Genomic DNA, 23,659 nt, shown 5'->3' with positions numbered 1-23,659 from the left:
ACAAGTGAGTGACACAACTAAGCTGCCCTATAACACTACAGCTGGTTATCAAAAATTGCTTTTCTGTTGTTAGTCTTTTCATTACAGATATAATGTAAGCCGTTCTGTTCTATGGAAAGTGATGCCGTAAAGCGATTGCGGAGGAGTAAGCGTGGCTTCAAATAAAATATTTTGTGTAGCATAATCAAGCTCAATAACCTTACCGTAAATGGTTATATTATTAACAGCACCGGGAGAAAAAATTACATGATTATCATTACTTAAAAAATCAACATCTGAAACAATACCCGAAAAGGTTGCTGCGCCTCTTTCTTTTCCATATGCCCATATTTGCTTTACAGTTTTATGAGCTGTATTAATTTCAAATTCAACAGCACGGCTGTATTGCCCTGCACCGCTGAAGTTTCGGTTATCCCCACCATTATCAAAAACCATCACATTACCATTGGGCATTAATAGTGGTGCGTGCTGGAACCAGTTCCATTCAAAATCGGGGTCATTGGTATAACCATCCAGTACATCCTGATCGGTAATGGGCTGATCATTTTTATTTAAAGGCTGCAATAAAAAATTATTAAGATCAATGCCATTGCCTGAATTACCCCAACCTTTATGACAACCCATGATCCAGACTACATTATTATTTTCATCCAGTTTTACAAGTGCCTGCGTTCTTCCTGAAATAATGATGGTATTATCGCTGGCATCATAGATAACCGCATTTACATGTATCCAGTCATCAGGATTGGTAGTAAGTGTTTGCCTGCTGTATCGCAAAGATGCATGCAGGTCCCATGTTCTTATTATTTGTTTGGTACTCCTGTCTATTTCAATAATATAATCTTCTGTAGTGCTGTTTCCCTGTTTGCTTACTGTAACTAAAAAATTACCATTGGGCTTTTCCTGCACATTATGGTGAAACTGGTACCCCGGAAATGTCCAGGTATCTATGATATTTCCGAGGAAATCTATTTCGTAAATGGCGTTGGAGTGTATATCGCCAAAATAAAGATCGCCATTTTGCAAACGTTCCATACCATCATCAAAAAATAGATTATTTAAAACAGGGCTTGTCCTGAAATCAAGATACCAGCGTATATCTCCGGATGCATCAAATATAAAAGGGCTCTCCGGAAATGGATTATCCTTATAGCCGAAATAGCTTACCAGCGTCATGCCCCGCGCCATCAGCGTCACATTTTTAGTGTCAATAGTAATTGCGGGAAAGGTTGCTGCAGGCAATGCTGATGTTTTTATACTGTAAGATTTACTTCCTAAAACTAAACCAGAAACATCTTTAAAAGTAAGTTCAACTGTATTGTCATAATCAGCATATAAGCCCAGCACAGGAATGTTGTGCGCAGAACTTACCTCATCAAAGTCTTTGACCACATCACTTTCTGCTTCATGTTTGCCAACAACACGGATGGATATTTTTGTTGCTACAGATGTTTCAAGCAATATACTGGCAGTAAGCGGTGAGTAGGGGTTAAGTATTACATGCTCATTGCTTACAGTTACATTGCCACCGGGTTGAGAAACATCCTGTTTTTTGCATGCTGTAAATGATACAATTAAAAATAGAAAGACCGTTTGAAGCTTTAAATATTTCATTATGGCATTTTATTAAAGCAGTAGTACACTCAAACATAATCAAAATTCTTTTTATCGTCAGGTGTGCTTAAATGTGAAATGATGATGAATACAATTATTGTCCGGGCTTTAGAAAACTGCTCAGCATTGTTGCGTCGCACACTTGTACTGCAATAAATTATTCGTCTTCAATGATGCGAAAAGAACAGAACGTACAAGTGAGTGACACAACAAAAGCTGCTCAATAACACTGCAGCCTGTAAACAATAAAATCATTACTCCACAAGGTTGCAAAAAAACAATGTTTGCAAAACTGCTTCTTTGTTTTTTGTATTTATTTTCGGCTCGAAAAACTGCTGCATATTTTTATAAATATAATTCTTAAAAATGAAAGAAAGCCATGAGCACGTACACCATCACCATCATCACAATGTTACACTCACCAATGTAAACAGGGCTTTTGTTATTGGCATTACTCTAAATTTTTTATTTGTAGTAATTGAAGTAATAACAGGACTTTATATTCATTCACTCTCGCTGCTTTCTGATGCAGGGCATAACCTTGCAGATGTTGGCGCACTGGCACTTTCGCTGCTGGCTTTCCGGCTTATGAAAGTAAAGTCAAACAAAAAATATACCTATGGTTACCGCAAGACCTCGATACTGGTGGCGTTGTTCAATGCGGCAGTTTTGCTGATCTCTATTGGCGCCATTGTTTATGAAGCGCTGCACAGGTTGTTAAACCCTGAAGAATTGCCGGGCAAAACAATTGCTATAGTTGCAGGCATTGGTATTGTCATTAATACAGTAACGGCATTGTTCTTTTTCAGCAATAAAGAAAAAGACCTTAATATAAAAAGTGCGTACCTGCATTTAATGAGTGATGCTGTTGTGTCGCTGGGTTTGGTAATTGGCGGTATCGTTATTTTTTATACCAACTGGTTTTGGATAGACAGCCTGCTGAGTATTATTATAGCTATAGTAATTCTTTTGAGCACCTGGCATTTACTTAAAAGCAGTTTGCGTTTATCGCTGGATGGAGTGCCTGAAGGTATAAGCCTTGATGATATAAAAGCAACAGCGATGAAAGTGCCTGGTGTAGCCGGCTTGCACCATATTCATATATGGGCCATCAGCACTACAGAGAATGCATTAACGGCACACCTTGTTATTAATAATAATGCAACTAACGAGCAGGAAAAAATAATTAAGCATGAACTCAAACATGCACTGCAGCATAAAAATATTCACCATATAACGCTGGAGACGGAACGCGAAAATGAGCCTTGCGGGAAAGAAGAATGCAGGGATTGAATTTTTTTGGGACCAGCGGCGGGAATTCTATTAAGCTATGGTTGCGTCGCACACTTGTACAATTGTTTTTATTTCAACAGGAAGGCTTTTTATTACACACAAATAAAACAGGCCCTGGGAGACTAATTGCTTTCCCAGACCCTGTTTGTTTTAACTACCTGCTAAGCAGGTATGAAATTATGTTAGCCTCTTCTTTTTAATTTTAAATCTGCAAGCAGCTTTATTTGATTGTCTATATCCACTTGTTGATTTTTCTGGTCAGCCTGGTTATTGGTCAGATCATCCTGGTATTTCCTGATTTTATCGGCCAGTTCTTTTTCATCTTTTTGCAAACCTGCTAATTTATCCTGGGCAGCTTTTACACTGGCTTCCTGTGCTGTTATATCCTGTTCAAGACTATATGCAGTTGTTTTTTCAACAAAGCTGTTTAGAAAAACTTTGGAACTATCCCAAAGCGCCGGATCATTTTCAGGCGAAACAAAATTGTTATTTCCTTTGCTTATAAGCATGTACAGCGTACTGTTATTTTTTTCTTCATTGTTTTTTTGCACCACTTTAAAATACATATCCAGCTTTAATGAACTTAATGAAGACATGGCTACATTATTGAATACATAGAAGCCATCAATTTTATGTTTCTTCCAAAAAAGAGCGCCTTGTGTTTCCGGATTATACCCTGTTTGTTTCAATTTCAATAAAATTGTTCCTTCTGCATCTTCTGTATTGCTTGGTAGCTCAAGTACAAGTGCCGGCTGCATTTTTTCGTTGTATTGAATAGTTGTAGACGAGGATTGCGCTCGTGCTTCTGTTATACCTATTGCAAGTATAATCATAAGCATATATTGCTTTTTCATTTTTTATTTTAATAAACGGTGGTAATAAAAAAGAGGAGGAGTGGAGAAGAGAATATTAATACCGTGAATGCAGGTAAATGTATGCTTATTATCCCCGCCTACCTAATATTATTTGGTTTGCTGAAGAATGATAACGTTTTATATAATGCTTTTTGTAAGGTGAGTTGATTCATCCCGAAGTAAGTAATTGGTCTATTTTGCTTCGAAGAGCTATCATTTCTGTCTTTACGGCGTTCATTTCAGATAGCGCTGTGACGACTAAAATAGCATACTTCAATTGCTGCCATTAAAACCAAACAGTACCAGTGAGTGACACAACAGCCGATGCCACAAGGAACAAAAGCCGGCTACCAAAAATTCTTACTTAGAGAAATAACTAAAACTCAGGCTGGCGGCGAGGGTGTACGGGTGCAAATTATTTTCTGTAAGGTTTTATATAAAATATCAGATCAGCAAGTCCATCATTTTCTGCATGCACTATCAGGAATGTATGTTTTCCTTCAAGATGCATTTTTACGGAGTGATGCGTGTTTTCATCAAGCTCTGTGAACTTTTTATTCCATGCATCAATAACTTTTTTCTTATCTATAAAAAGTTTTACCATGTCATCAGCTGTTACACTTATTTCGTAATCATCTGCGGGAAGGTTCATAGTAGTAGTAGCAACAACTGCAAATGAATCTTTAGGAAGCCCGTTACCGGGTGAGCCCCACCAGGTATAATCAATTTGTTTTGTTGTGGTACTAAAATCAGGATCGGGGAGGGCATTGATAAAACTTTTATAATTATTATTAGGATTATTTGATCTCTTCCATTTATAAAAGTTTACATTCCATGTAGACAAAGGATCAAATTCGTCATAACTGAATATGTATGGTTTACCAGCATCATATTTTTTGCCAAACATATCTGTAAATGCAGAACCGGTGTATTGCAATTGAATAGAACGATCTTTTACAGAAGAGTCTGCTTTTGCAATAACCTGGTCGCCGATGGAATTGATTATTTTGAAGCCATTGCTTTTTATTTCTTTCCAACTGCCGGGTTGGTGAAGAATAGAAAAATAATAATTGCCATTGTTTATGCTGTCAAGAAACAAAAGCGGGTAATTAAAATCATATGGCCCCCACGGAGTAATACGGATATTGTTGCGGCCGTAATGAAAACTATTGAATGGGATTGTTTTATTTGGAATAAAATTTATTGCAGTGTCTTTCTTATCTAAGTTAAAAGAAGCTACGCGATCATTTTCGCGTGTTGTATCAAGTGTGCTTATCCTTTCGCCTAATTTATAAGACTTATCGCAGGAGTACTTACTGTTCCATGCGAGCAACAAACTGTCTGACCCCATTATATCATAAACAATTTTTTCATTTTGAAACCTGTTACCGGCTATCTCGTAATCTTTGCTTTTGGTGTTTCTCTTTTTTGCATATGCCCAATCAGCAGGTTGCTTTTCTCTTGACCATAACTTGATGGATGTATTATTGTTGTTGAATCCATTTACCAAGATGCTGTTCATTTGTCCATGTTCAATGGCTATGGCAATATTGTTATTTAAAAACCTGTTTTCGAGAATAGATGTATTGTAACTGTATCCACCCCATATGCCATTATCACAGCCGTTGATCGTATTTTGCCTGATATAATTCCTGCTAAACGTTACTTCAACCCCATTTGTAGGTGCATAAGAAAAATCGTTACTGTAAATAATATTGTCGTTACAGCCGCCTTCTCCTGTATCCATTGTATGCTGACCAGCCCAGAGAAAGAATCCATCACCGCTATGTGTTACTGAATTATATGCAAAAATGTTATTGCTGCATTGCTCGAATACAAGAATGCCAGCACTATCCTGGCCACGATAATATTTTCCAGAACTGAAACCTCTTACATTAAAGTCGAGCCTGTTATGGTAAACGTGGTTGTAACTGCTTCTATACATGCCAATACCCAATGCAGAATTGAAAGAAAAATTATTATCATAAACTTCGGCACTATCGCAACCTGTCATTAATAAACCGCATTGACTATTATTTACAATATTATTTTTAATGGTTGCTTTAGTGCAATGGTTAAGATAAATACCTGCACCATATCTTAACCATTCATTATTTTCATTATGATGAAAGCTCATCCAGTCGCTGATGTCTTCTCTTTTCCAGTTACTGTGTAATTGCTGCCGGTAGTTATAACTGAAGTTGCTGTTGTCGATAGTTAGGTTGGAAACACCATCAGCCAGTACTGCTATCTTATAGCCATGAATGTTTGCATTTTTTAAAACAATATTTGAAGAACCTTTTTTGATAAGAATTGCAAGCCCATGAAATAGATCTGGGTGTTGCATGTCAGTAGAATCCTGCAATATTGCATTGTTGAAATCAACAACAATATCTTTCCCGTCAATAATAATCAATGGCTTCTTTAAAGAAGTGTCGGCACTAAGAAAATAATTGCCGGAAATTATTGTAACAGACTCATTAATTATCATTCCTTTCTCTAATGGAATTTCAGCAGCAGTAAATAATGGGAACAACAGAAAGAACAATGTGCAATATTTCATGAGCTAATTTACACAAAGCCATGCTCATGAGAAAACAGAAAGTTGAAGTGTGCGACGCAACGATGTTTAATACATGCACTACAGTCGGGCTCATAAAAAAACTTCATGCATTTTTAAGCATGAAGTTTTTTATTTTTATTCTAAAGGTTTATTTCTTCAATTCCAGCACCCACATTTCATTGGAACCAATCTGTGGCTTATCTGTTGTATTGTAGGTTTTATCATCTGTTATGCTTATTGCTTTTGTAAATCCCGCAGTGCGTTCTGCATATTTTGTAAAATCAATTGTTTTTGCTGCATCTGAAGTATTCATTACGCACATGATTGTTTGGTTGTTATCATACCTAAAATAAACATACACCCCAGCGCCCGGAATGAATTGCATCATCTTTCCTGTTTTAAGTGCGGAAGAAGATTTTCTGTAGTTGCCCAATGTCTTTACAAGATTCTGTACGACCATTTCATCATCACTCAATCCTGCACCGGTGAATGCATTCCTGGTATCACCATCCCAGCCACCCGGAAAATCAAGACGCACCCAGCCATCGGGATTACTTATACCTTTCATCAAAACTTCTGTGCCATAATATATTTGCGGAATGCCTCGTGTAGTAAGCAGCCATTTAATTGCCATTTTTTGTTTCGCTACATTTTCATCTAAAACAGAAAAGAAACGCGACATATCATGATTATCAAGAAAAACTACATTCTGTGTGGGATCCTGGTACAGGAAGTCAAGACTGGCTGTTTGGTACAACTGGTTTACACCCCAAGGCTCTTGTGTTAATGCAGGTTGTATACCACGGAACAAAAATTCAAAATCTACATCTCCGGTAAGATTGCTTTTGAATTTGGTGTTGAAAATATTTTTTGCAAAATATGCCTGGTTGGCAACACTCTCGTTCCAGTTCTCACCAAACATAGTAATCTTAGGATATTCGTTATACAAAGCCTGGTTACAATTATTCATGAAGTCAAGATCGCAATATTTGTAGGTATCAATGCGCCAGGCATCTACGCCAAATTTTTCAACACACCAGATTGCATGTTCAATTAAAAAATTAGCAACATAAGGATTGCTTTGGTTTACATCAGGCATCTGAGCAGTAAACCACCCGTCTGCCATTTGTTTTTTTTCTGCTGTGGATGCATGAGGGTCAAAGAATACCTGTTCTTTATAATTTGGTGGTGTAAATGTTGGCCATCTGTGCAACCATGTGCTGTCGGGAGGATCCTGCAGCATCCAGTGATAATAGCCTACATGATTATACACAGCATCCTGCACCAGTTTCATACCACGTTTATGCAATTCGTTACTTAATTGCAGGTAAGATTTTTCCCCACCAAATCTTGGTTCAATTTTATAATGGTCAGTAAACGCATAACCATGCTCTGTACGGTCAGGCATATCGTTCTCAATAACGGGTGTCATCCACAACGTAGTGGCGCCTAGGCTTTGAATGTAATCGAGATGATTGATGATACCTTGCATATCTCCACCATGACGATGGTATATGGAGTCTCTGTTTAAAGATTGATCTCTCATGCCTGCAACATGATCGTTAGATGGGTCACCATTACTAAAACGATCAGGCATTAAGAAATAAATAAAATCAGATGATTGCACACCCTGCGCATACGAAGTGCCATTACCTTTTCTTCTTGCATCCAATGGCCATGCAACTTTGCTTGTAGATCCGTTAGACGCGAAGACAATATTTACGGTGCCTGGTTTTGCAGTAGATGCAATACTTATATCAACTGCAAGATATTTACTGTTTGAAAATTTATGCGTGCCGGTGATTGTCACACCGGGATAACTGATTGTTACTTTTTCATTGCTTAAACCTTCATGATCGCCACGAACGATCAGTTGTATTTTGTTATGCTTCATGCCCACCCACCAGTTAGTTGGATACACCTGTGCATATTGCGCATAAGTAAAAACTGTAAAAAAACATGAAATAAAAATCAGCAACAGTAGTTTCTTTTTCATCTAATTAATTTTTAAAATTTTTGTTTGCAAACTGTATCAAACAAATCAGCTTTGGTTGTGTCACTCACTTCAGTTTTCTTTTCATTGTTGAGCAAGGAACAGAAAGTACAAGAGTGCGACGCAACGAAGCTAAATCAAGGAATAACAGAGGGGCTAATAATTAAATTGATTTTATACTGATCGATTTTCTTCTATTTCGAGTCTTGCTATTTCCGGACTTTCAGTAACAAACCTTCTTTTTTCCTTTACTATAAAATAGCAGATAACTGCGGCAATAACCATCATAACACCTCCGATCTGCACGGCAAGCATGCGATTGTTATCCAGCAAATGCTCCATTATCCATCCAAAAAATAAAGAGGCAATTATTTCAGGGAGCACAATAAAGAAATTGAAGATTCCCATATACACACCTATCTTATCTTCTGGTAAAGCCCCGGCCAGCATTGCATACGGCATAGATAAAATGCTTGACCATGCGATACCAACACCTGTCATACAGATATATAATTCAAAAGGCTGCTTTACAAAGCCAACGGAAATCAACCCGATGGCACCACACAGTAAACAAACAGAATGCGTAAGCTTTCTGCCGATATATCCAGCTATTAGCGGTAATGCAAGTGCGAACAAGAATGAAACAATATTATAGTATGATAATGTAAGACCTCCATACTCTATACCCTTTATATAGTTAGGATCGCTGGTGCTGGTTGCATTAAAAACATTTCTTGCAACGGCGGTATTGTAATAAAACCACATTAAGAATAACCCTGGCCAGGTAAAGAATTGCACTAATGCTAACTGCTTCATTTTTGAAGGCATATTTTTTATAGCATGTAATATTTCTGTTACACCTCCTCCAAAACCTTTGTTGCTTTCTTTTACTTTCTGTTTAAAATTAATATCTGCAGGCGGATATTCTTTGCTTGTAAATACAGTGTATAAAACAGATACTAAAAAAATGGCGCCGCCTGTATAAAATGCAAATTTTACTGAAGGCGGAATTCCTCCTGTGTCAGAACTTGTAGATATCTTAAAAATATGCGACATTATCCATGGCAATGCAGATGCAATGCTGCCACCAAGACCAATCAAAAAGCTCTGCATAGCAAAGCCTGAAGTGCGTTGCTCTTCCGGTAGTTTATCTGCCACAAATGCTCTGAATGGTTCCATAGCAATATTGCCAGATGTATCAAGAATCCATAATAAACCAGCTGCCATCCACAACGATCCGCTATTGGGCATCATGAACAAACAAATGGTACTTAACAGTGCCCCAACAAAAAAATAAGGCCTTCTTCTTCCCCATGTAGGATGCCATGTACGATCGCTCATGTAACCAATAATGGGCTGCATTATTAAACCAGTTAATGGCGCAGCCAAAAACAATAAGGGTATTTGTTCCGGTGATGCTTTCAGGTATTCATAAATAGGACCCATATTAGCCCTCTGCAGGTCCCATCCAAATTGAATTCCAAAGAACCCAAAACTCATATTGAATATCTGCCTGACATTTAGCCTTGGTTTATAGCTTGTAGAAGCAGTTGATGTAGTAACAGCAGCGGCCATAGCAATCGTTTAGTTTATTAATATGTAAAAATTACACAACGCCGAAAATACAATAAAAAAACATCCTGCCAAGAGGATGTTTAAAACAAAATTATATTACAAAACCATCAGGTAAAATAGCGCCTTTCTTTACTACCACTATACCATCTTTTACGGTATATAGTGTGTGGTCTGTATTTTCAAGATGCGGCCCGCCATTGATGCGCACATCATTCCCTATACGGCAATTTTTATCAACGATGGCATTCTTTATATAGCATCTTTCACCAATACCTATTTTCGGAATTCCTTTGGCTGCATTTGCCGCCATTTCTTCCAATGTTTCATAATAATCATTACCCATTAAATAGCAACTTACTACTGTGGTACCATGACCAATTCTTGTTCTAATCCCCAGCACACTTGTTTCTACACGGCTTGCAAATACCAATGCTCCTTCTGCTACAACTGTTTTCTCCAATGTTGTTCCACTGATCTTTCCGGGAGGCAACATTCTCGGTCTTGTATAAACAGTTTTTGTCTTATCAAATAAATTGAAAGGAGGGATGTCCTGTGTAAGCGCAAGGTTTGCTTCAAAAAAAGAATAGATATTTCCTATATCAGTCCAGTAACCATCATACTGGTAGCTTACAACCTTATAATTGTTTATAGAATTTGGCATGATCTCTTTGCCAAAGTCTGTAGCCTCTGCATATTCATCTTTCAATAACCTGTCAAGTACAGAGCGGCTGAAAACATAGATACCCATTGATGCAAGATAGATCCTACCCTGGTTGCGCATTTCATCGCCGGTATCGCTTACCCATTCGCCAAGAATATCTTTTTTTGGTTTTTCTATAAAACTGGTAATAATATTTTCGCTGTTTGCTTTAAGAATTCCAAACTCCGGCGCTTCACGGTCTCCCACAGGAATAGTGGCTATAGAAATATCAGCACCTTTTTCGCGGTGCGCATTTATCATTGCTTCAAAATCCATCTGGTACAATTGATCACCACTTAGTATCAGTACGTATTCATAATCATTGTTGGCAATATGGCGCAAACACTGGCGCACCGCATCTGCTGTTCCCTGATACCAGCCGGGATTATCCGGCGTTTGTTCTGCTGCAAGTATATCAACAAAGCCTGTACTGAATGCACTGAAGTGATAAGTGTTCTTGATGTGTTTATTAAGCGATGCGGAATTGAACTGCGTTAAAACAAATATCCTGTTGATCCTTGAATTTATACAGTTGCTGATAGGTATATCAACCAACCTGTATTTGCCTGCAATAGGAACTGCGGGTTTAGAACGTGCTGCTGTTAACGGATACAATCTTGTACCGGCTCCGCCACCGAGTACCACGGAAATAACTGACTGGGTTATGGAAAACATATTGTTGAGAATTTATGTGTAATTGTTATGGCTTGCTTTAATAAATATAAGACGTTTATAGTATGAACATAAAAATTATTAGTGATAAATTTTTATGAACGCATCATAACATTCATTTGCCTGTTTTTGATGTTATCTTGATAACATATGGTATCGTCGGTTGTGTCACTCACTTGTACGTTCAGAGCCAAACTCATCGGGTGAAAAGTGAAGGTGAAAAGTCAAAACACAATATTCACTTTTTACTTGTTGGTAAATGCAATGCAGTACAAGAGTGCGACGCAACGAAAGCTTAATGATATTCTATTGCCGGGTTCAAAAAAAAATAAATAAAGAGCTGTTGAATTGAGGAGAGAGTTATTTAAGACTGCTGTAAACATTTATGTATTGTTGTACGGCATTTTCCCAGCTATTGTCTATACTCATCATACGTTTGCGCATCCATTCAAGATGGGTTGGGTTATTGTTGTAGAGATCAATGCCACGCCAGATAGAATGCGTAAGATCTCCAACACTTGCATGGTTGAAGCGAATGCCCCAACCCTGGAAATCTCCCATATCTACAACCGTATCTTTTAAACCACCTGTACTACGCACTACCGGCACAGTGCCATATTGCATGGCATACATTTGATTAAGACCGCAGGGCTCAACACGGCTGGGCATTAATAAAAAATCTGCACCGGAATACATAAGATGACTAAGTTTTTCATTATAACCGATAACAGCATTGTAAGCGCCGGGATAAGCATGCGTTAACTGGCTCAGTTGCCACTCTACATGTGGTTCACCGCTGCCTAGTATAAGAAAATTTGCCTGGCCCTGGAAGTTGTACATAGAAGACATGATGGTATCGGGAAGAATGTCTGCAGCTTTTTCGCCAACAAGCCTGCCTATAAAAATGAACAGTGGTTTGCTGCTATCAAGACCGAACTGTTCGCATAATAATTTTTTATTGGCCAGCTTACCTTCTTCCACATCTTCAACAGAAAAATGATTGTCAATATATTTATCTGTTGCAGGGTCCCACACATCTGCATCTATACCGTTTAATATACCAATACATTTTCCTTTTTCATATTCAAACAGCGCTTCAAGTCCATTAGAGTTGTAGCGAAGTTCTTCCATATAACTCCAGCTAACTGTAGTAACCTTCCATGCGTTCTTTACTGCAGATGCAAGTGGGTTAATAGAGCCTGCCCATTCCAGCATACCGCGTTTCCAACTGTCCCATCTTGGAATATAAATACTTTTGTCCCAACCCATCCATCCCTGGTATTGTGCATTGTGTATGGTAACAACAGTTGGTATATCAGCAAGTTTGTTGTAGTCGTAACAATACTTCATCATAAAAGGTATAAGACCTGTATGATGATCGTGGCAATGCACCACATCTGGTTTATGTTGCCAGTGACTGAGCCAGTTTACTACTGCGATCTGGAATGCAGTAAAGCGTTCGGTGTCATCATCATAACCATAAACCTTTTCACGATCGAGAAGGCCATTGATATCTATAAGGTAAAGATCAAAACCAAGTTCATTGTGTTTTTCTTTTATTACAGTAAAATCGAACCATCTTTCACCAAGATTACTATGCCCTTTAAAGTCAACCACCCATTCGTTCTGGTAAAGAAATTTAGTACGGTACATGGGCATTACAACTTTTGCGTTATGCCCCATACTTACCTGGTACTTTGGCAATGCACCTACCACATCGCCAAGACCACCTGCTTTAGCTACGGGGTAGCATTCTGCGCTTACATGAATTATTTCCATGATTGTGCAATAGTTAAGTTATTCCTCGTATTCATTAAAATCGTGGATGAAAGTAACGAATCGTATTAATACTTTTAAAATTTTTAGAAAGATAAAATGTACTTAATTTACGCAGCCATTTCATAAACCAACATAAACTTACCAATGAGTCAACAAACCAAATGGTCCCAGTTCAGTGTATTAATCATTGTGTTCTTTTTCTGGGGCTTTGTAGCAGCATCTAACGATATTCTTATTCCGGTGTTCAAAGAGAAACTGCATTTATCGCAGGTTCAATCTCAAATGGTCTCCTTTGCGTTTTATGTGGCCTATACTGTGGGTTCAATTATTTACTTTTTTGTTTCAAAAGCAACAGGTGGAGACATACTAAACAGGATTGGTTTTAAAAATGGTATTTCACTTGGTCTTATTATTTCTGCGCTGGGTACACTTTTATTTTATCCTGCTGCACAAACCGCTTCTTTTACATTAATGATCACAGGTCTGTTTATTGTTGGACTAGGTTTCTCCTTGCAACAAACTGCAGCCAATCCGCTGGCTATTGTAATGGGAGATCCGAAAACGGGTCAACAAAGACTAAGTATGGCAGGAGGCATCAATAATTTCGGAACCACGATCGGCCCGTTGCTGGTAAGCTTTGCTATATTTGGTACAGTTGCAGTTGGCGCTACAGGTGTGGCAAGCATTGAAAGTGTAAAGACACCTTATCTTGTTTTAGGAGCATTGTTTGTAGTAGCAGCCATCATTTTTAAATTCTCTTCTGTTCCTAATAAAATAGATCTTGAAAAAGTTGCTGATGAAGAGGCTGAAGATGCAACAAGAGTCTTGCATAGAAAGAGCGTATTAAACTATCCTCAACTGGTACTGGGTATGATAGCCATATTTGTATATGTGGGCGTAGAGGTATCTACCGCATCTAATCTTCCTGCTTTTCTGGAGCAACATCTTCAAATCTCTACAGATAAGATCGCACCGTTTATTTCATTGTATTGGGCAAGTTTAATGATTGGCAGATGGGCTTCTTCTGTGGGCGCTTTTGATGTAAGTAAAGGTGCAAAGCAAATACTGAAATTCCTCATGCCTTATGTTGCATTTGGTGTTTTCTTACTGGTAAATACAATTGCCAGCCATGATGTAACACCATTTTATTATTATCCATTTGTTATTGTTGCGATGATCATTGGTGATATTATGAGTAAAGGCAATCCTGCCCGTTTGCTGCTCATTTATTCTGGCATGGCGATCGTGGCTTTATGTATAGGCATATTTGCGGATGGTATGGTAAGCGCTTATGCATTTATAAGTGTGGGTTTATTCTGCTCAACATTGTGGCCATGTATATTCACGCTTTCCATAGCTGGTTTGGGTAAACATACCAATGAAGGTGCGAGCCGTTTAATTATGATGATCATGGGCGGTGGTTTTATAAGCATTTTACAGGGCTTTGTTTCAGATCATTTCACGGGTATTCAATGGTCCTATATTGTAGGTATTTTATGTTTTATGTACCTGGCATTTTATGCAATAAGAGCAAAAAGTATTTTGAAAGCCCAGGGTATAGATTATGATCACCTGGAAAGCAAAGGCGGCCATTAATGATCGTGTTGAATATAATTTCAAAAGTACAAGTGTGCGACGCAACAAAAGCTAAATCGATAACTGAAAGTTTGGTTCATAAAATCTATTATTTATAACGATTAATTTAAAAATGGCAACATCAAAAAACGCCGTAGAGCCTTTGGTAATTGGAATTGATATTGGCGGTACGGGTACAAAGTTTGGCATTGTGGACCGTGTGGGCAACGTATTATTTTCAAGCCAGATGTCTACTAAGAAACATAAGACTATTGAAACATTTATAGATGATCTGTACAATAATCTAAAACCTCTTATAGACAAAGCCGGAGGTGTGGGCCGTATAAAAGGTATTGGTGTAGGCGCACCTAATGGTAATTATTATTCAGGCACTGTTGAGTATGCACCAAACCTGCCGTGGAAAGGAATACTTCCACTGGCTAAGCTGGTTCAGGATAAATTTAAATTGCCTGTGGTGCTTACCAACGATGCAAATGCAGCGGCCATTGGCGAAATGATGTATGGTGCTGCACAGGGTATGAAAGATTTTATTATGATCACGCTGGGAACCGGTGTGGGCAGTGGCATCGTTGCCAATGGACATTTAATATATGGTCACGATGGTTTTGCGGGTGAACTTGGTCATACCATTATTATTCCTGACGGAAGAATGCATGAAGGAACGGGTAAAAGAGGGTCGCTTGAAAGTTATGCTTCTGCAACAGGTGTAACATTAACAGCACTTGAACTGTTGAAGAATACTAAAAAGAAAAGTGTGCTCAGAGATGTAAAGCCTGAAGAAATAGATTCTAAAAAAGTTTTTGATGCGGCTATTGCGGGTGACGAACTGGCCAAAGAAATTTTTGAATATACCGGAAAAATTTTAGGTATGGCATTGGCTAATGCCGTTATGTTTAGCAGCCCCGAGGCTATTATTCTTTTTGGTGGGTTGACAAAAGCAGGTGAACTTATTCTTAAACCTACACGCGAACACATGGAAGCAAATCTTATCCAGGTATTCCAGAATAAGGTAAAAATTCTTGTTAGTCATTTAAAAGAATCTGATGCTGCTATTCTTGGTGCAAGTGCGCTTGCATGGGAGATAAAATAAAGTATAAAAAGTAAATAAAGTATGTAAGTAAAAACATCGCATAAGTTATGCGATGTTTTTGTTTTTATAAGCCCGACTGTGTGACTATTATTAAGCTTATGTTGCGTCGCACTCTTGTACGTTCTTATTAATACTCAACATTAGGCGACACTAATATTGTTCCTGGTCATTAGGAAAATCATTGCTCTTTACATCGGCTATATATTTTGCAACAGCGCTTGTAACCTGTTCATGCAGGTTAAGATACTGTCTTAAAAAGCGTGGTTTAAATTCTGTGTTAATACCAAGCATATCGTGCATTACCAATACTTGCCCATCACAATATTTACCGGCGCCAATACCAATAGTTGGTATGTCTAAACTTTCACTTACTTCCCTGGCAAGTGTAGCGGGAATTTTTTCAAGTACTATTCCAAAGCATCCTGCTTCCTGCAATAACAAAGCATCTCTTCTTAGCTTATCTGCTTCTTCCTGTTCTTTTGCACGTACATTATACGTACCGAACTTATAAATACTTTGTGGCGTAAGACCAAGATGCCCCATAACAGGCACACCTGCAGAAACAATACTTTTGATGCTGCTTAATACTTCTTCGCCACCTTCTAATTTTACTGCATGCGCACCGGTTTCTTTCATGATGCGGATAGCAGATGCCAATGCGATCTGTGAGTTGGACTGATAAGAACCGAATGGTAGGTCAACCACCACCAAACAGCGGCTTACACCACGTATCACGCTTTGCGCATGGTAGATCATCTGGTCGAGTGTAATGGGCAATGTTGTTTCGTGACCGGCCATAACATTACTGGCACTATCGCCAACGAGCAGCACATCTATGCCGGCGCTGTCAATGATACCTGCAAATGAAAAATCGTAAGCCGTAAGCATGGAGATCTTTTCTCCATTGGCTTTCATCTTCAACAATGTGTTGGTAGTAACTTTTTTTACTTCTTTAGCAGCAGCTGACATCTGAATTGATTTTTAGTTTGAGAGAAGACTGAATATGACCCTGCTTTAGAATAAAACATATCCAGATGCCGCCGCAAAGATGGGGAATTTATAAATAGGTTTATTGTTTTTAGTTTATTGTTTGTTGGGGTGCAGTAATGCTATGATGCTTTGGTTGTGTCACTCACTTGTACGTCCGGAATAATATTCAAAAAGGGTAGAACTATAATTGGTTGTTTTGGTTAAGACAAATTTATATATTCGTAAAAGCAACCCAATCCAACATGAAAAAATTTATTATAAAATACAAAGGGACTATTTTATTTTACTCAATACTTATTATTGCGTTTTGGTTTTTTAAACCCTACCAGAATAAATTCTATTTAGATGCAGACATAAATGCTTTTAAAAGCAAATACTATATTAGTATGCTTTTGGTAGTTGGATTATCCCTCTTAATTGTGTTTTTTGTGATTGCATTTCTTAAGTTAAAAAATATTAAAGACTCTTTGATACTTACGCTTTATTCATTGTTTTATATAGCAACTCTTTTATTCTTTGGGCAGGATCTTATACTTGCTACAGTTTTATTTATTAATCGACAATTTGATAAAGAGCAAATAACGAAGGATTATATTGTTACGTCCTTAGCAGGTAATCCTATTGAAAGAAATAACTTTTTTCTTTTCGATCTTGAATCCAAACGCATAAACTCAGAAAATAAACTAATCGATAAAGTTTATAACGCAAAACTCAATACAAAGGATACTATTAATGTAAAATTTGAGAAAGGCTTATTCGGTATAAATTACCTTTCAGGTAATATGGTCGTTAATAAATAATTATTGCCTGAACTGAAAAGTATTTTGAAGCGATTATGTTTTTTTTGCTGAATAGAATTTTTAAAAGTACAAGAGTGCGACGCAACAAAAGCCTTATGCCTATTCTACAATTTAGTCCAAAAAATTATTTCTTTTTCAATTCTTCATACAGGCTTTGAATAAGTCCATCTGCCAAACCAATTTTTGGAACATATATTTCGGGAATATCTGCCCAGCGCATAACATTGATGTAGATCTGTAATGCAGGCACAAGAACATCTGCACGGTCTTCGCGGAGTTTGTAAATGCGTATGCGGTCTTCGAGAGAGAAGCTGGAAAATTCTTTATAATAATCCTTTAGTAATTCAAGCGGCAGCGGCTTGCCATCTTTCTTTTTACTCAATGAAAAAATTTTATTGATGTTGCCACCGGAGCCAATAGCAATGATGGGCCACTTACTTTTTGTGTTGTTCTTGAGGTGATCACGCATGTTATCCCAATGCTGCTCGGTAACCATATTTTTTAAAAGCCTTATGGTGCCGATATTGAAAGATTCTTTGTATCGCAATTTGCCATCTGCAAAAAAAGTAAGCTCTGTACTGCCGCCGCCAACATCAATGTATAAATAGGAATGATCTTTTGAAAGATTTTCTGCAATGTGGTTCTCGTAAATGTAAGAGGCTTCATCATCGCCGCTGATGATGCTTATTTCGATGCCTGTTTCCAGTTTTACTTTTCGGATTACATCGTTGCTGTTTTTTGCATCACGCATGGCGCTGGTGGCGCAGGCTTTCAAGTGTTTAACGCCATATACATTAAGGAGATGCCCATAAGCTTTCATAGTTTGAATGATCATGCCCAGTTTGGGTTTTGTGATCTCGCCTTTTTCAAATACATCAAAACCCAATCTAAGCGGAACACGCACCAGGTTTATTTTATTGAATTCAGGTTTGCCATTCTCTTTTTCTGTTACCTCTGATATCAATAAACGTGCGGCATTACTTCCTATATCTATTGCTCCCAGCTTCAATGATAATTATTTTATGAAAGAAGATTGATAATATAAAAGCATCTCAAAAAGAATACCGCTATTTCCTGCGCTTCAATTTCAGTTGCTTAACCCTGCTTCGGAATTTTATTGTATAAATAATTATACGTCTCGATTTGAGAACGTACTTTCTTTTTGCCTGTGGAAGGTACATAGTTATTTGACAGCTCGTTATCCAAGATCCTTGCCTTAACATTATCTCTTAACTGAATGTGGATAATATCTTTTAATTCCTGTTTTATATCTTCATCTGTAATTAATGCTGCAGCTTCCACGCGGTGATCAAGGTTGCGTATCATCCAATCCGCGGAAGAGATATATACTTTCTCATTTCCATTGTTGTGAAAGATAAGCACACGTGCGTGTTCGAGATATTCATCTACAATACTAACTGCGTGCATACGATTTTTTAGTTTTTTCTGCTCAGCCTGTGCACAGTATATACCTCTTACCACCAGATTGATCGTTACTCCTGCTGTTGCTGCTTCGTATAATTTATTAATGAGTGATACATCACTCAATGAATTCAGCTTAGCTGTAATAGCGGCTGTCTTTTTTGCTCTTGCATTTTTTATTTCCGCATTTATCAGCTGCAGTAATTGTTTGCGCATGCTTGTTGGACAAACCATTAATGTTTTACATGCTTTCAAATGATTGATACCAGTCTTGGAATTTTCAATGAAACGAAAGATGCGGTTGATATCGGCCATTATATTGCGGTTGCTGGTAAGCAGGCAATGATCTCCGTAGACTTTAGCCGTTTTTTCATTAAGATTACCGGTGCTTACAAAACCATATTGAATAATTTTTTTGCCACTGCGTTTTTTAATGAGGCATAGCTTTGCATGTATCTTTATATTAGGGATGCCTATCAGTACTTTTACGCCTTCTTCTTCCAGCACTTCTTTCCATTCAAGATTGGCTTCTTCATCAAACCTGGCTCGCAGCTCAAGCATTACGATCACTTCTTTACCATTGCGTACTGCATTGATCAATGCATTTACAACTTTAGAATTAGAGGCCAGTCTGTAAGCCGTTATTTTGATCGTGGTTACTTCAGGGTCAATGGCAGCTTCACGTAAAAGATCAATAACAGAATCAAATGAATGATAAGGAAAATGCAGCATAATATCCCTTTCTGTAATTACATCTGTAACGCGTAAAGAATGCAACAAAGCCGGGTGTGCAAAGGGCTGGCGCCGGGTGCTTTTGGATTTAAACACATCAGGGAAATCCATGAAGTGCCTGAAATTATGTATACGGCCACCTGGAATAATGTTGTCTTTTCTGGAAAGATTTAAACGCTTCATCAGGTATTCAAGTAAACCTGCATCCATCTCTTTGTCATATACAAAACGCACAGGCTTTCCCTTGCGCCTGTTCTTAAGCCCATGTAATATTTTCTGAATAAATGTGGTGGTAACATCATTGTCTATATCAACTTCAGCGTCTTTGGTTACCTTAAATACATGTGCGCTAAAATGGTCATAACCGAAATAAGAAAAGATATACGGCAGGTTAAAACGAATAACGTCTTCCAGCAGAATGATGCGTTGTTCACCGCCAGGAGAGGGAAGCAGTACAAAACGGCCAACAGATTTACTTGGTACTTCTATCAGTGAGTATTTATGATCATAAGCAGAATCTTTTTTATGCATTACCACACCAAGGTAAATGCTCTTTTCCCGCAGGTAGGGCAGTTGAGGAAGGCTTTCGATCATCAATGGAATAATATTAGAGCGAACCTGCTCTTCAAAGAATTTTTTTACAAATATTTTCTGATCTTTTGTAAGGTGTGTATCGTCAACAAAAAATATTTTTTCTTTTTTCAGCTCCTGTAAAATTCCATCCCATATACGGTTAAATTCACTCTGTTGTTCCAGTACTATTGTTTGAATCTCATCCAGTATCTGTTGTGGCTTTTCTTCCAGGTGCATGTTGGCTCTTTTACCGCCCAATTGTATCATGCGTTTAAGTGTGGCAACGCGTACACGAAAAAACTCGTCCTGGTTGTTAGAGAAGATACCCAGGAAACGTATTCTTTCCCTTAATGGTACACTTGCATCATTGGCTTCCTGTAAAACCCTTGCATTAAAACTTAGCCAGCTTATATCTCTTGGTGTAATATTTTTCATAAATGAATACAATGCTTATCGTCAAATATATATAAGCATGCGAAGAGTGAATGTTAAGTTTTGGATAGGAAAAAACGCTAAAGTGCTCTTATTTTTTGTATAATGCCAGTGGTGGAAAAGCCCTGCATAATGGGATTTATAACAACTCTGCCACCTCTCGCCATTACTTCTTTTGCGCCAACAATTTGTTCCATTGTGTAGTCGCCGCCTTTTACCAATATATCCGGCTGCACAATATTAATCAGTTCGAGTGGTGTGTCTTCATCAAAGATCACCACTGCATCAACAATTATTAAAGACGCAAGTATTAATGAACGTGAATGCTCATTGTTAACAGGTCTTTCGGGACCTTTCAGTCTTTTGGTGCTTGTATCGCTGTTAACGCCCAGCACTAAAATGTCTGCTTCTTTAGCAGCCTGCGATAATGAAAAAATATGTCCTTCATGAAGTATATCGAAACAGCCATTTGTAAATGCTATTGTTTTACCGGTAACTCTTGCTGCTGCTAAAAAATGTTGTAAACGTTCTCTCGTAAATATCTTTTGCTGAATGCTTGCTATATTTTTCATACGGGTACTAACTTAAGTTTTTTATTCTTGTGAGCCAAACAGTATTGCAGGAATTAGGCTTATGTTGCGTCGCACTCTTGTACTGAATGCATTTATCAACAAAGTGAAAAGTGAATATTATGTTTTGACTTTTCAACTTTCACTTCTCACCCATGAATCAGGTTCTGAACGTACAAGTGAGTGACACAACAGGCGATGCCACAAAGGTTAAAAGCCGGTAAACAAAAAATAAATTATAATTTATTCCCTTCTTTAGGAAATACCAGTGATGGTTTGAATGATATGGCTTCTTCGAAATCCAGGATTGCATATGATATGATCACCACTACATCTCCAACAGCACCTTGCCGGGCGGCAGGGCCATTTAAACATACAGTACCACTGCCCCGTTTACCTTTTATAAGATAAGTTTCGAGCCTGCTGCCGTTGTTTACATTTACTACCTGCACTTTTTCATTCTCTATCATATTGGCGGCGTCCATCAGGTCTTCATCAAGTGTAAGGCTCCCTACATAGTGCAGGTTTGCTTCTGTAATTACTGCCCTGTGCACTTTTGATTTTAATATTTCTATTTGCATAGCGCGGCAAATGTAGCAAAGTTCTTTAAATCAGTTTAGCGGAAGGTTGTCGATGAGTCTTACACCTTCGATGAATGCCGCTGTAAGTACTACGAGCTTTTGGCCTGCGTTGTAACTGGAAACAGGCGCAAGAGAAAATGCATCGCAAACGACAGTGTAATCTATTTTTTCAAAACCGGCTTCTATGATAAGTCGCGCCGCTTCTTCTCTCAGTTGCTCCAGAGGAAGTTTTAACAAATTGTTTTTTATATATAAATGTGCTTTATAAATGGCGGCTGCATTTTCTTTGGCCACGGCAGATAAGCGCATATTGCGGCTACTCATAGCAAGCCCTGATTTTTCTCTTTGTGTTGGTACAATATTTAAATGGGTTGCCAGATTAAAACCAGTAATGAGTTTTTGTATTACCATGCATTGCTGGTAATCTTTTTGACCCATATATAAATTGTTTGGCTGTATTGTATCAAGCAGCTTATGCACTATACGGCACACACCCTGGAAATGCCCGGGCCGGTAAAGCCCTTCGAGTATGCTTTCCAGAAAGCCCAGATCGTATGCAGGAGCGGGTTCCAGCCCTTCCGGGTACATTTCTTCTACTGAGGGCATAAAAAGAATATTGTTATCTGCTTTGGCCAGTAATTCAATATCTTTTTCAATGGTTACAGGATATTTTTCAAAATCTTTTTTATCGTTGAATTGTGTGGGGTTCACAAAAATACTTACGACCGTTATATCATTAGCGGCAAGGCTTTGTTTTATGAGTGCAACATGACCATTGTGTAAAGCTCCCATAGTGGGCACAAAACCGATGGTTCCTCCATCATTTTTTATAGACTGAAGCTTAACTATAAGATCTTCGTTTTGCTTAAATATTATCATGAGTTAGATTGGTAAAATACACAGTATTTACTTACAGTGCGGGAATTAAAAGCATTTTCTTACCTTTGCCACCCTGTTTTTTTAAAAATTTTCGCCTAATATCGGTCACGAATGTCAACAAAGAAAAGAATTTTATTCATTGCAACAGAAATGTCTCCTTACCTTGAATTGACGGAATTTGCAGAGGTCGTAAATAAGCTTGCTATTAAGAGCAATGATTCAGGCCTTGAAGTGAGATGCATAATGCCCAGGTTCGGAGTAATAAATGAAAGAAGGCACAGATTACATGAGGTAGTAAGATTATCTGGTATCAATGTTTCCGTTGATAATGATGATTATCCTTTGCAGATCAAGGTTGCTTCATTGCCTAATGCCAGACTTCAGGTTTATTTCCTGGATAATGAGGACTTTTTCAAAAGGAAGCAGATATTTCATGATGAGCATGAAAAATGGTTTGATGATAACGACCTGCGTACTATTTTTTTCTGCAAAGGAGCCTTGGAAACAGTAAAGAAATTTGGATGGCCACCAGACATTATCCATTGCAGCGGATGGATGACAGGTTTAATACCCTTGTACATAAAGACTGCGTATAAAAGAGAGCCTGTTTTTAGTCATAGTAAGATCATTTACACAATTGGTGAAAGCACTTTTAAAGAGAAGCTTGGTACATCTTTTCTTGCAAAAGCCAGTATTAATACCAGCATAAAAGAAAAAGATATGGAAGCATTTAAAGATGCCAATAATGTTGCTATGTTTCGCGGCGGTGCTACTTATGCTGATGCCATTAGCTTTGGTGCCGAAAAAGTAGATAAAAAGCTTACTGATGAATTTTCAAAAGTAAAAGGTAAAAAGGTATTGCCCTTCGCAGGATGGGATACTGATTTAACAGAGTATTTAGAATTGTATAACGAGCTTGCGGCGAAGTAATTGTAACTGATTTTATTAATCT

18 protein-coding genes are annotated in these 23,659 nt (G+C 37.9%); 5 read left to right on the top strand and 13 right to left on the bottom strand.

Annotated elements, in window-relative coordinates:
* Positions 1-81: 81 nt before the first annotated feature.
* Positions 82-1,614 carry an aryl-sulfate sulfotransferase gene (locus FRZ67_RS04340; protein WP_147188362.1) on the bottom strand — a complete coding sequence of 511 codons (1,533 nt, stop codon included), beginning with the start codon at positions 1,612-1,614 and terminating at the stop codon, positions 82-84.
* Between the two features lie 366 nt (positions 1,615-1,980).
* Here FRZ67_RS04340 and FRZ67_RS04335 point away from each other — a divergent pair, with 366 nt between their 5' ends.
* Positions 1,981-2,907 (top strand): cation diffusion facilitator family transporter, encoded by a 927-nt coding sequence (locus FRZ67_RS04335; protein ID WP_147188361.1) that lies wholly within the window; start codon positions 1,981-1,983, stop codon positions 2,905-2,907.
* Between the two features lie 182 nt (positions 2,908-3,089).
* Here the strand turns inward: FRZ67_RS04335 and FRZ67_RS04330 are convergent, their stop codons facing one another.
* The 6 genes from FRZ67_RS04330 to FRZ67_RS04305 form a co-directional block, all read right to left on the bottom strand.
* Positions 3,090-3,746, bottom strand: a complete 657-nt coding sequence (locus tag FRZ67_RS04330; RefSeq protein ID WP_147188360.1) for a hypothetical protein — start codon at positions 3,744-3,746, stop codon at positions 3,090-3,092.
* 430 nt (positions 3,747-4,176) lie between these two features.
* Positions 4,177-6,324, bottom strand: a complete 2,148-nt coding sequence (locus FRZ67_RS04325) for a right-handed parallel beta-helix repeat-containing protein (RefSeq protein WP_147188359.1) — start codon at positions 6,322-6,324, stop codon at positions 4,177-4,179.
* Positions 6,325-6,472: 148 nt separating this feature from the next.
* Complete coding sequence (locus FRZ67_RS04320; RefSeq protein WP_147188358.1) at positions 6,473-8,320, bottom strand: alpha-amylase family glycosyl hydrolase; 1,848 nt, start codon at positions 8,318-8,320, stop codon at positions 6,473-6,475.
* Positions 8,321-8,491: 171 nt separating this feature from the next.
* Positions 8,492-9,892, bottom strand: coding sequence for an MFS transporter (locus FRZ67_RS04315; protein ID WP_147188357.1), 1,401 nt, complete (start codon positions 9,890-9,892; stop codon positions 8,492-8,494).
* 91 nt (positions 9,893-9,983) lie between these two features.
* Complete coding sequence (locus FRZ67_RS04310) at positions 9,984-11,267, bottom strand: glucose-1-phosphate adenylyltransferase (RefSeq protein WP_147188356.1); 1,284 nt, start codon at positions 11,265-11,267, stop codon at positions 9,984-9,986.
* A gap of 357 nt (positions 11,268-11,624) precedes the next feature.
* Positions 11,625-13,043, bottom strand: coding sequence for a glycogen synthase (locus FRZ67_RS04305; RefSeq protein WP_147188355.1), 1,419 nt, complete (start codon positions 13,041-13,043; stop codon positions 11,625-11,627).
* A gap of 144 nt (positions 13,044-13,187) precedes the next feature.
* On the opposite strand from FRZ67_RS04305, the gene FRZ67_RS04300 reads away from it, so the two are divergent.
* Both FRZ67_RS04300 and FRZ67_RS04295 read left to right on the top strand, forming a co-directional pair.
* Positions 13,188-14,639 (top strand): MFS transporter, encoded by a 1,452-nt coding sequence (locus tag FRZ67_RS04300; protein ID WP_147188354.1) that lies wholly within the window; start codon positions 13,188-13,190, stop codon positions 14,637-14,639.
* Positions 14,640-14,751: 112 nt separating this feature from the next.
* On the top strand, positions 14,752-15,729 hold the full coding sequence (locus FRZ67_RS04295; RefSeq protein WP_147188353.1) for an ROK family protein: 978 nt from the start codon (positions 14,752-14,754) through the stop codon (positions 15,727-15,729).
* A 150-nt stretch (positions 15,730-15,879) separates the two neighbouring features.
* Here FRZ67_RS04295 and panB read toward each other — a convergent pair whose 3' ends face one another.
* The gene (gene panB, locus FRZ67_RS04290) at positions 15,880-16,698 is read right to left on the bottom strand and encodes a 3-methyl-2-oxobutanoate hydroxymethyltransferase (protein WP_147188352.1); all 819 of its coding nucleotides are present in this window, start codon (positions 16,696-16,698) and stop codon (positions 15,880-15,882) included.
* Between the two features lie 263 nt (positions 16,699-16,961).
* Between panB and FRZ67_RS04285 the strand changes: the two genes are divergently transcribed.
* Positions 16,962-17,519 (top strand): hypothetical protein, encoded by a 558-nt coding sequence (locus FRZ67_RS04285; RefSeq protein WP_147188351.1) that lies wholly within the window; start codon positions 16,962-16,964, stop codon positions 17,517-17,519.
* A gap of 124 nt (positions 17,520-17,643) precedes the next feature.
* On the opposite strand, the gene FRZ67_RS04280 is transcribed toward FRZ67_RS04285, so the two are convergent.
* The 5 genes from FRZ67_RS04280 to panC all read right to left on the bottom strand — a co-directional run bounded on the left by FRZ67_RS04280 (position 17,644) and on the right by panC (position 22,707).
* On the bottom strand, positions 17,644-18,528 hold the full coding sequence (locus tag FRZ67_RS04280) for a Ppx/GppA phosphatase family protein (RefSeq protein ID WP_147188350.1): 885 nt from the start codon (positions 18,526-18,528) through the stop codon (positions 17,644-17,646).
* A gap of 86 nt (positions 18,529-18,614) precedes the next feature.
* Positions 18,615-20,681 carry a polyphosphate kinase 1 gene (gene ppk1, locus FRZ67_RS04275; protein WP_147188349.1) on the bottom strand — a complete coding sequence of 689 codons (2,067 nt, stop codon included), beginning with the start codon at positions 20,679-20,681 and terminating at the stop codon, positions 18,615-18,617.
* Positions 20,682-20,758: 77 nt separating this feature from the next.
* Complete coding sequence (rfaE2, locus tag FRZ67_RS04270; RefSeq protein ID WP_147188348.1) at positions 20,759-21,250, bottom strand: D-glycero-beta-D-manno-heptose 1-phosphate adenylyltransferase; 492 nt, start codon at positions 21,248-21,250, stop codon at positions 20,759-20,761.
* Between the two features lie 233 nt (positions 21,251-21,483).
* Positions 21,484-21,828 (bottom strand): aspartate 1-decarboxylase, encoded by a 345-nt coding sequence (panD, locus tag FRZ67_RS04265; RefSeq protein ID WP_147188347.1) that lies wholly within the window; start codon positions 21,826-21,828, stop codon positions 21,484-21,486.
* Between the two features lie 30 nt (positions 21,829-21,858).
* Entirely contained in the window at positions 21,859-22,707 is an 849-nt protein-coding gene (gene panC / locus FRZ67_RS04260) for a pantoate--beta-alanine ligase (protein WP_147188346.1), read from the bottom strand.
* Positions 22,708-22,818: 111 nt separating this feature from the next.
* Between panC and FRZ67_RS04255 the strand changes: the two genes are divergently transcribed.
* Positions 22,819-23,637: a glycogen/starch synthase gene (locus FRZ67_RS04255; protein WP_147188345.1), complete on the top strand. Its 819-nt coding sequence runs from the start codon at positions 22,819-22,821 to the stop codon at positions 23,635-23,637.
* The last annotated feature ends 22 nt before the right edge of the window (positions 23,638-23,659 follow it).

Origin of the sequence: Panacibacter ginsenosidivorans, assembly GCF_007971225.1 — a bacterium.
GTDB lineage: Bacteria > Bacteroidota > Bacteroidia > Chitinophagales > Chitinophagaceae > Panacibacter > Panacibacter ginsenosidivorans.
This window is presented reverse-complemented; position numbering and strand designations above follow the sequence as displayed.

What these genes read in the sequence shown, in the direction of transcription:
- FRZ67_RS04325 (WP_147188359.1), bottom strand. Translation starts at nt 6,324, where the DNA reads ATGAAATATTGCACATTGTTCTTTCTGTTGTTCCCATTATTTACTGCT.
- FRZ67_RS04305 (WP_147188355.1), bottom strand. Translation starts at nt 13,043, where the DNA reads ATGGAAATAATTCATGTAAGCGCAGAATGCTACCCCGTAGCTAAAGCA.
- FRZ67_RS04295 (WP_147188353.1), top strand. Translation starts at nt 14,752, where the DNA reads ATGGCAACATCAAAAAACGCCGTAGAGCCTTTGGTAATTGGAATTGAT.
- FRZ67_RS04320 (WP_147188358.1), bottom strand. Translation starts at nt 8,320, where the DNA reads ATGAAAAAGAAACTACTGTTGCTGATTTTTATTTCATGTTTTTTTACA.
- FRZ67_RS04255 (WP_147188345.1), top strand. Translation starts at nt 22,819, where the DNA reads ATGTCAACAAAGAAAAGAATTTTATTCATTGCAACAGAAATGTCTCCT.
- FRZ67_RS04330 (WP_147188360.1), bottom strand. Translation starts at nt 3,746, where the DNA reads ATGCTTATGATTATACTTGCAATAGGTATAACAGAAGCACGAGCGCAA.
- panB (WP_147188352.1), bottom strand. Translation starts at nt 16,698, where the DNA reads ATGTCAGCTGCTGCTAAAGAAGTAAAAAAAGTTACTACCAACACATTG.
- FRZ67_RS04300 (WP_147188354.1), top strand. Translation starts at nt 13,188, where the DNA reads ATGAGTCAACAAACCAAATGGTCCCAGTTCAGTGTATTAATCATTGTG.
- panD (WP_147188347.1), bottom strand. Translation starts at nt 21,828, where the DNA reads ATGCAAATAGAAATATTAAAATCAAAAGTGCACAGGGCAGTAATTACA.
- rfaE2 (WP_147188348.1), bottom strand. Translation starts at nt 21,250, where the DNA reads ATGAAAAATATAGCAAGCATTCAGCAAAAGATATTTACGAGAGAACGT.
- FRZ67_RS04310 (WP_147188356.1), bottom strand. Translation starts at nt 11,267, where the DNA reads ATGTTTTCCATAACCCAGTCAGTTATTTCCGTGGTACTCGGTGGCGGA.
- FRZ67_RS04315 (WP_147188357.1), bottom strand. Translation starts at nt 9,892, where the DNA reads ATGGCCGCTGCTGTTACTACATCAACTGCTTCTACAAGCTATAAACCA.
- FRZ67_RS04285 (WP_147188351.1), top strand. Translation starts at nt 16,962, where the DNA reads ATGAAAAAATTTATTATAAAATACAAAGGGACTATTTTATTTTACTCA.
- panC (WP_147188346.1), bottom strand. Translation starts at nt 22,707, where the DNA reads ATGATAATATTTAAGCAAAACGAAGATCTTATAGTTAAGCTTCAGTCT.
- ppk1 (WP_147188349.1), bottom strand. Translation starts at nt 20,681, where the DNA reads ATGAAAAATATTACACCAAGAGATATAAGCTGGCTAAGTTTTAATGCA.
- FRZ67_RS04340 (WP_147188362.1), bottom strand. Translation starts at nt 1,614, where the DNA reads ATGAAATATTTAAAGCTTCAAACGGTCTTTCTATTTTTAATTGTATCA.
- FRZ67_RS04335 (WP_147188361.1), top strand. Translation starts at nt 1,981, where the DNA reads ATGAAAGAAAGCCATGAGCACGTACACCATCACCATCATCACAATGTT.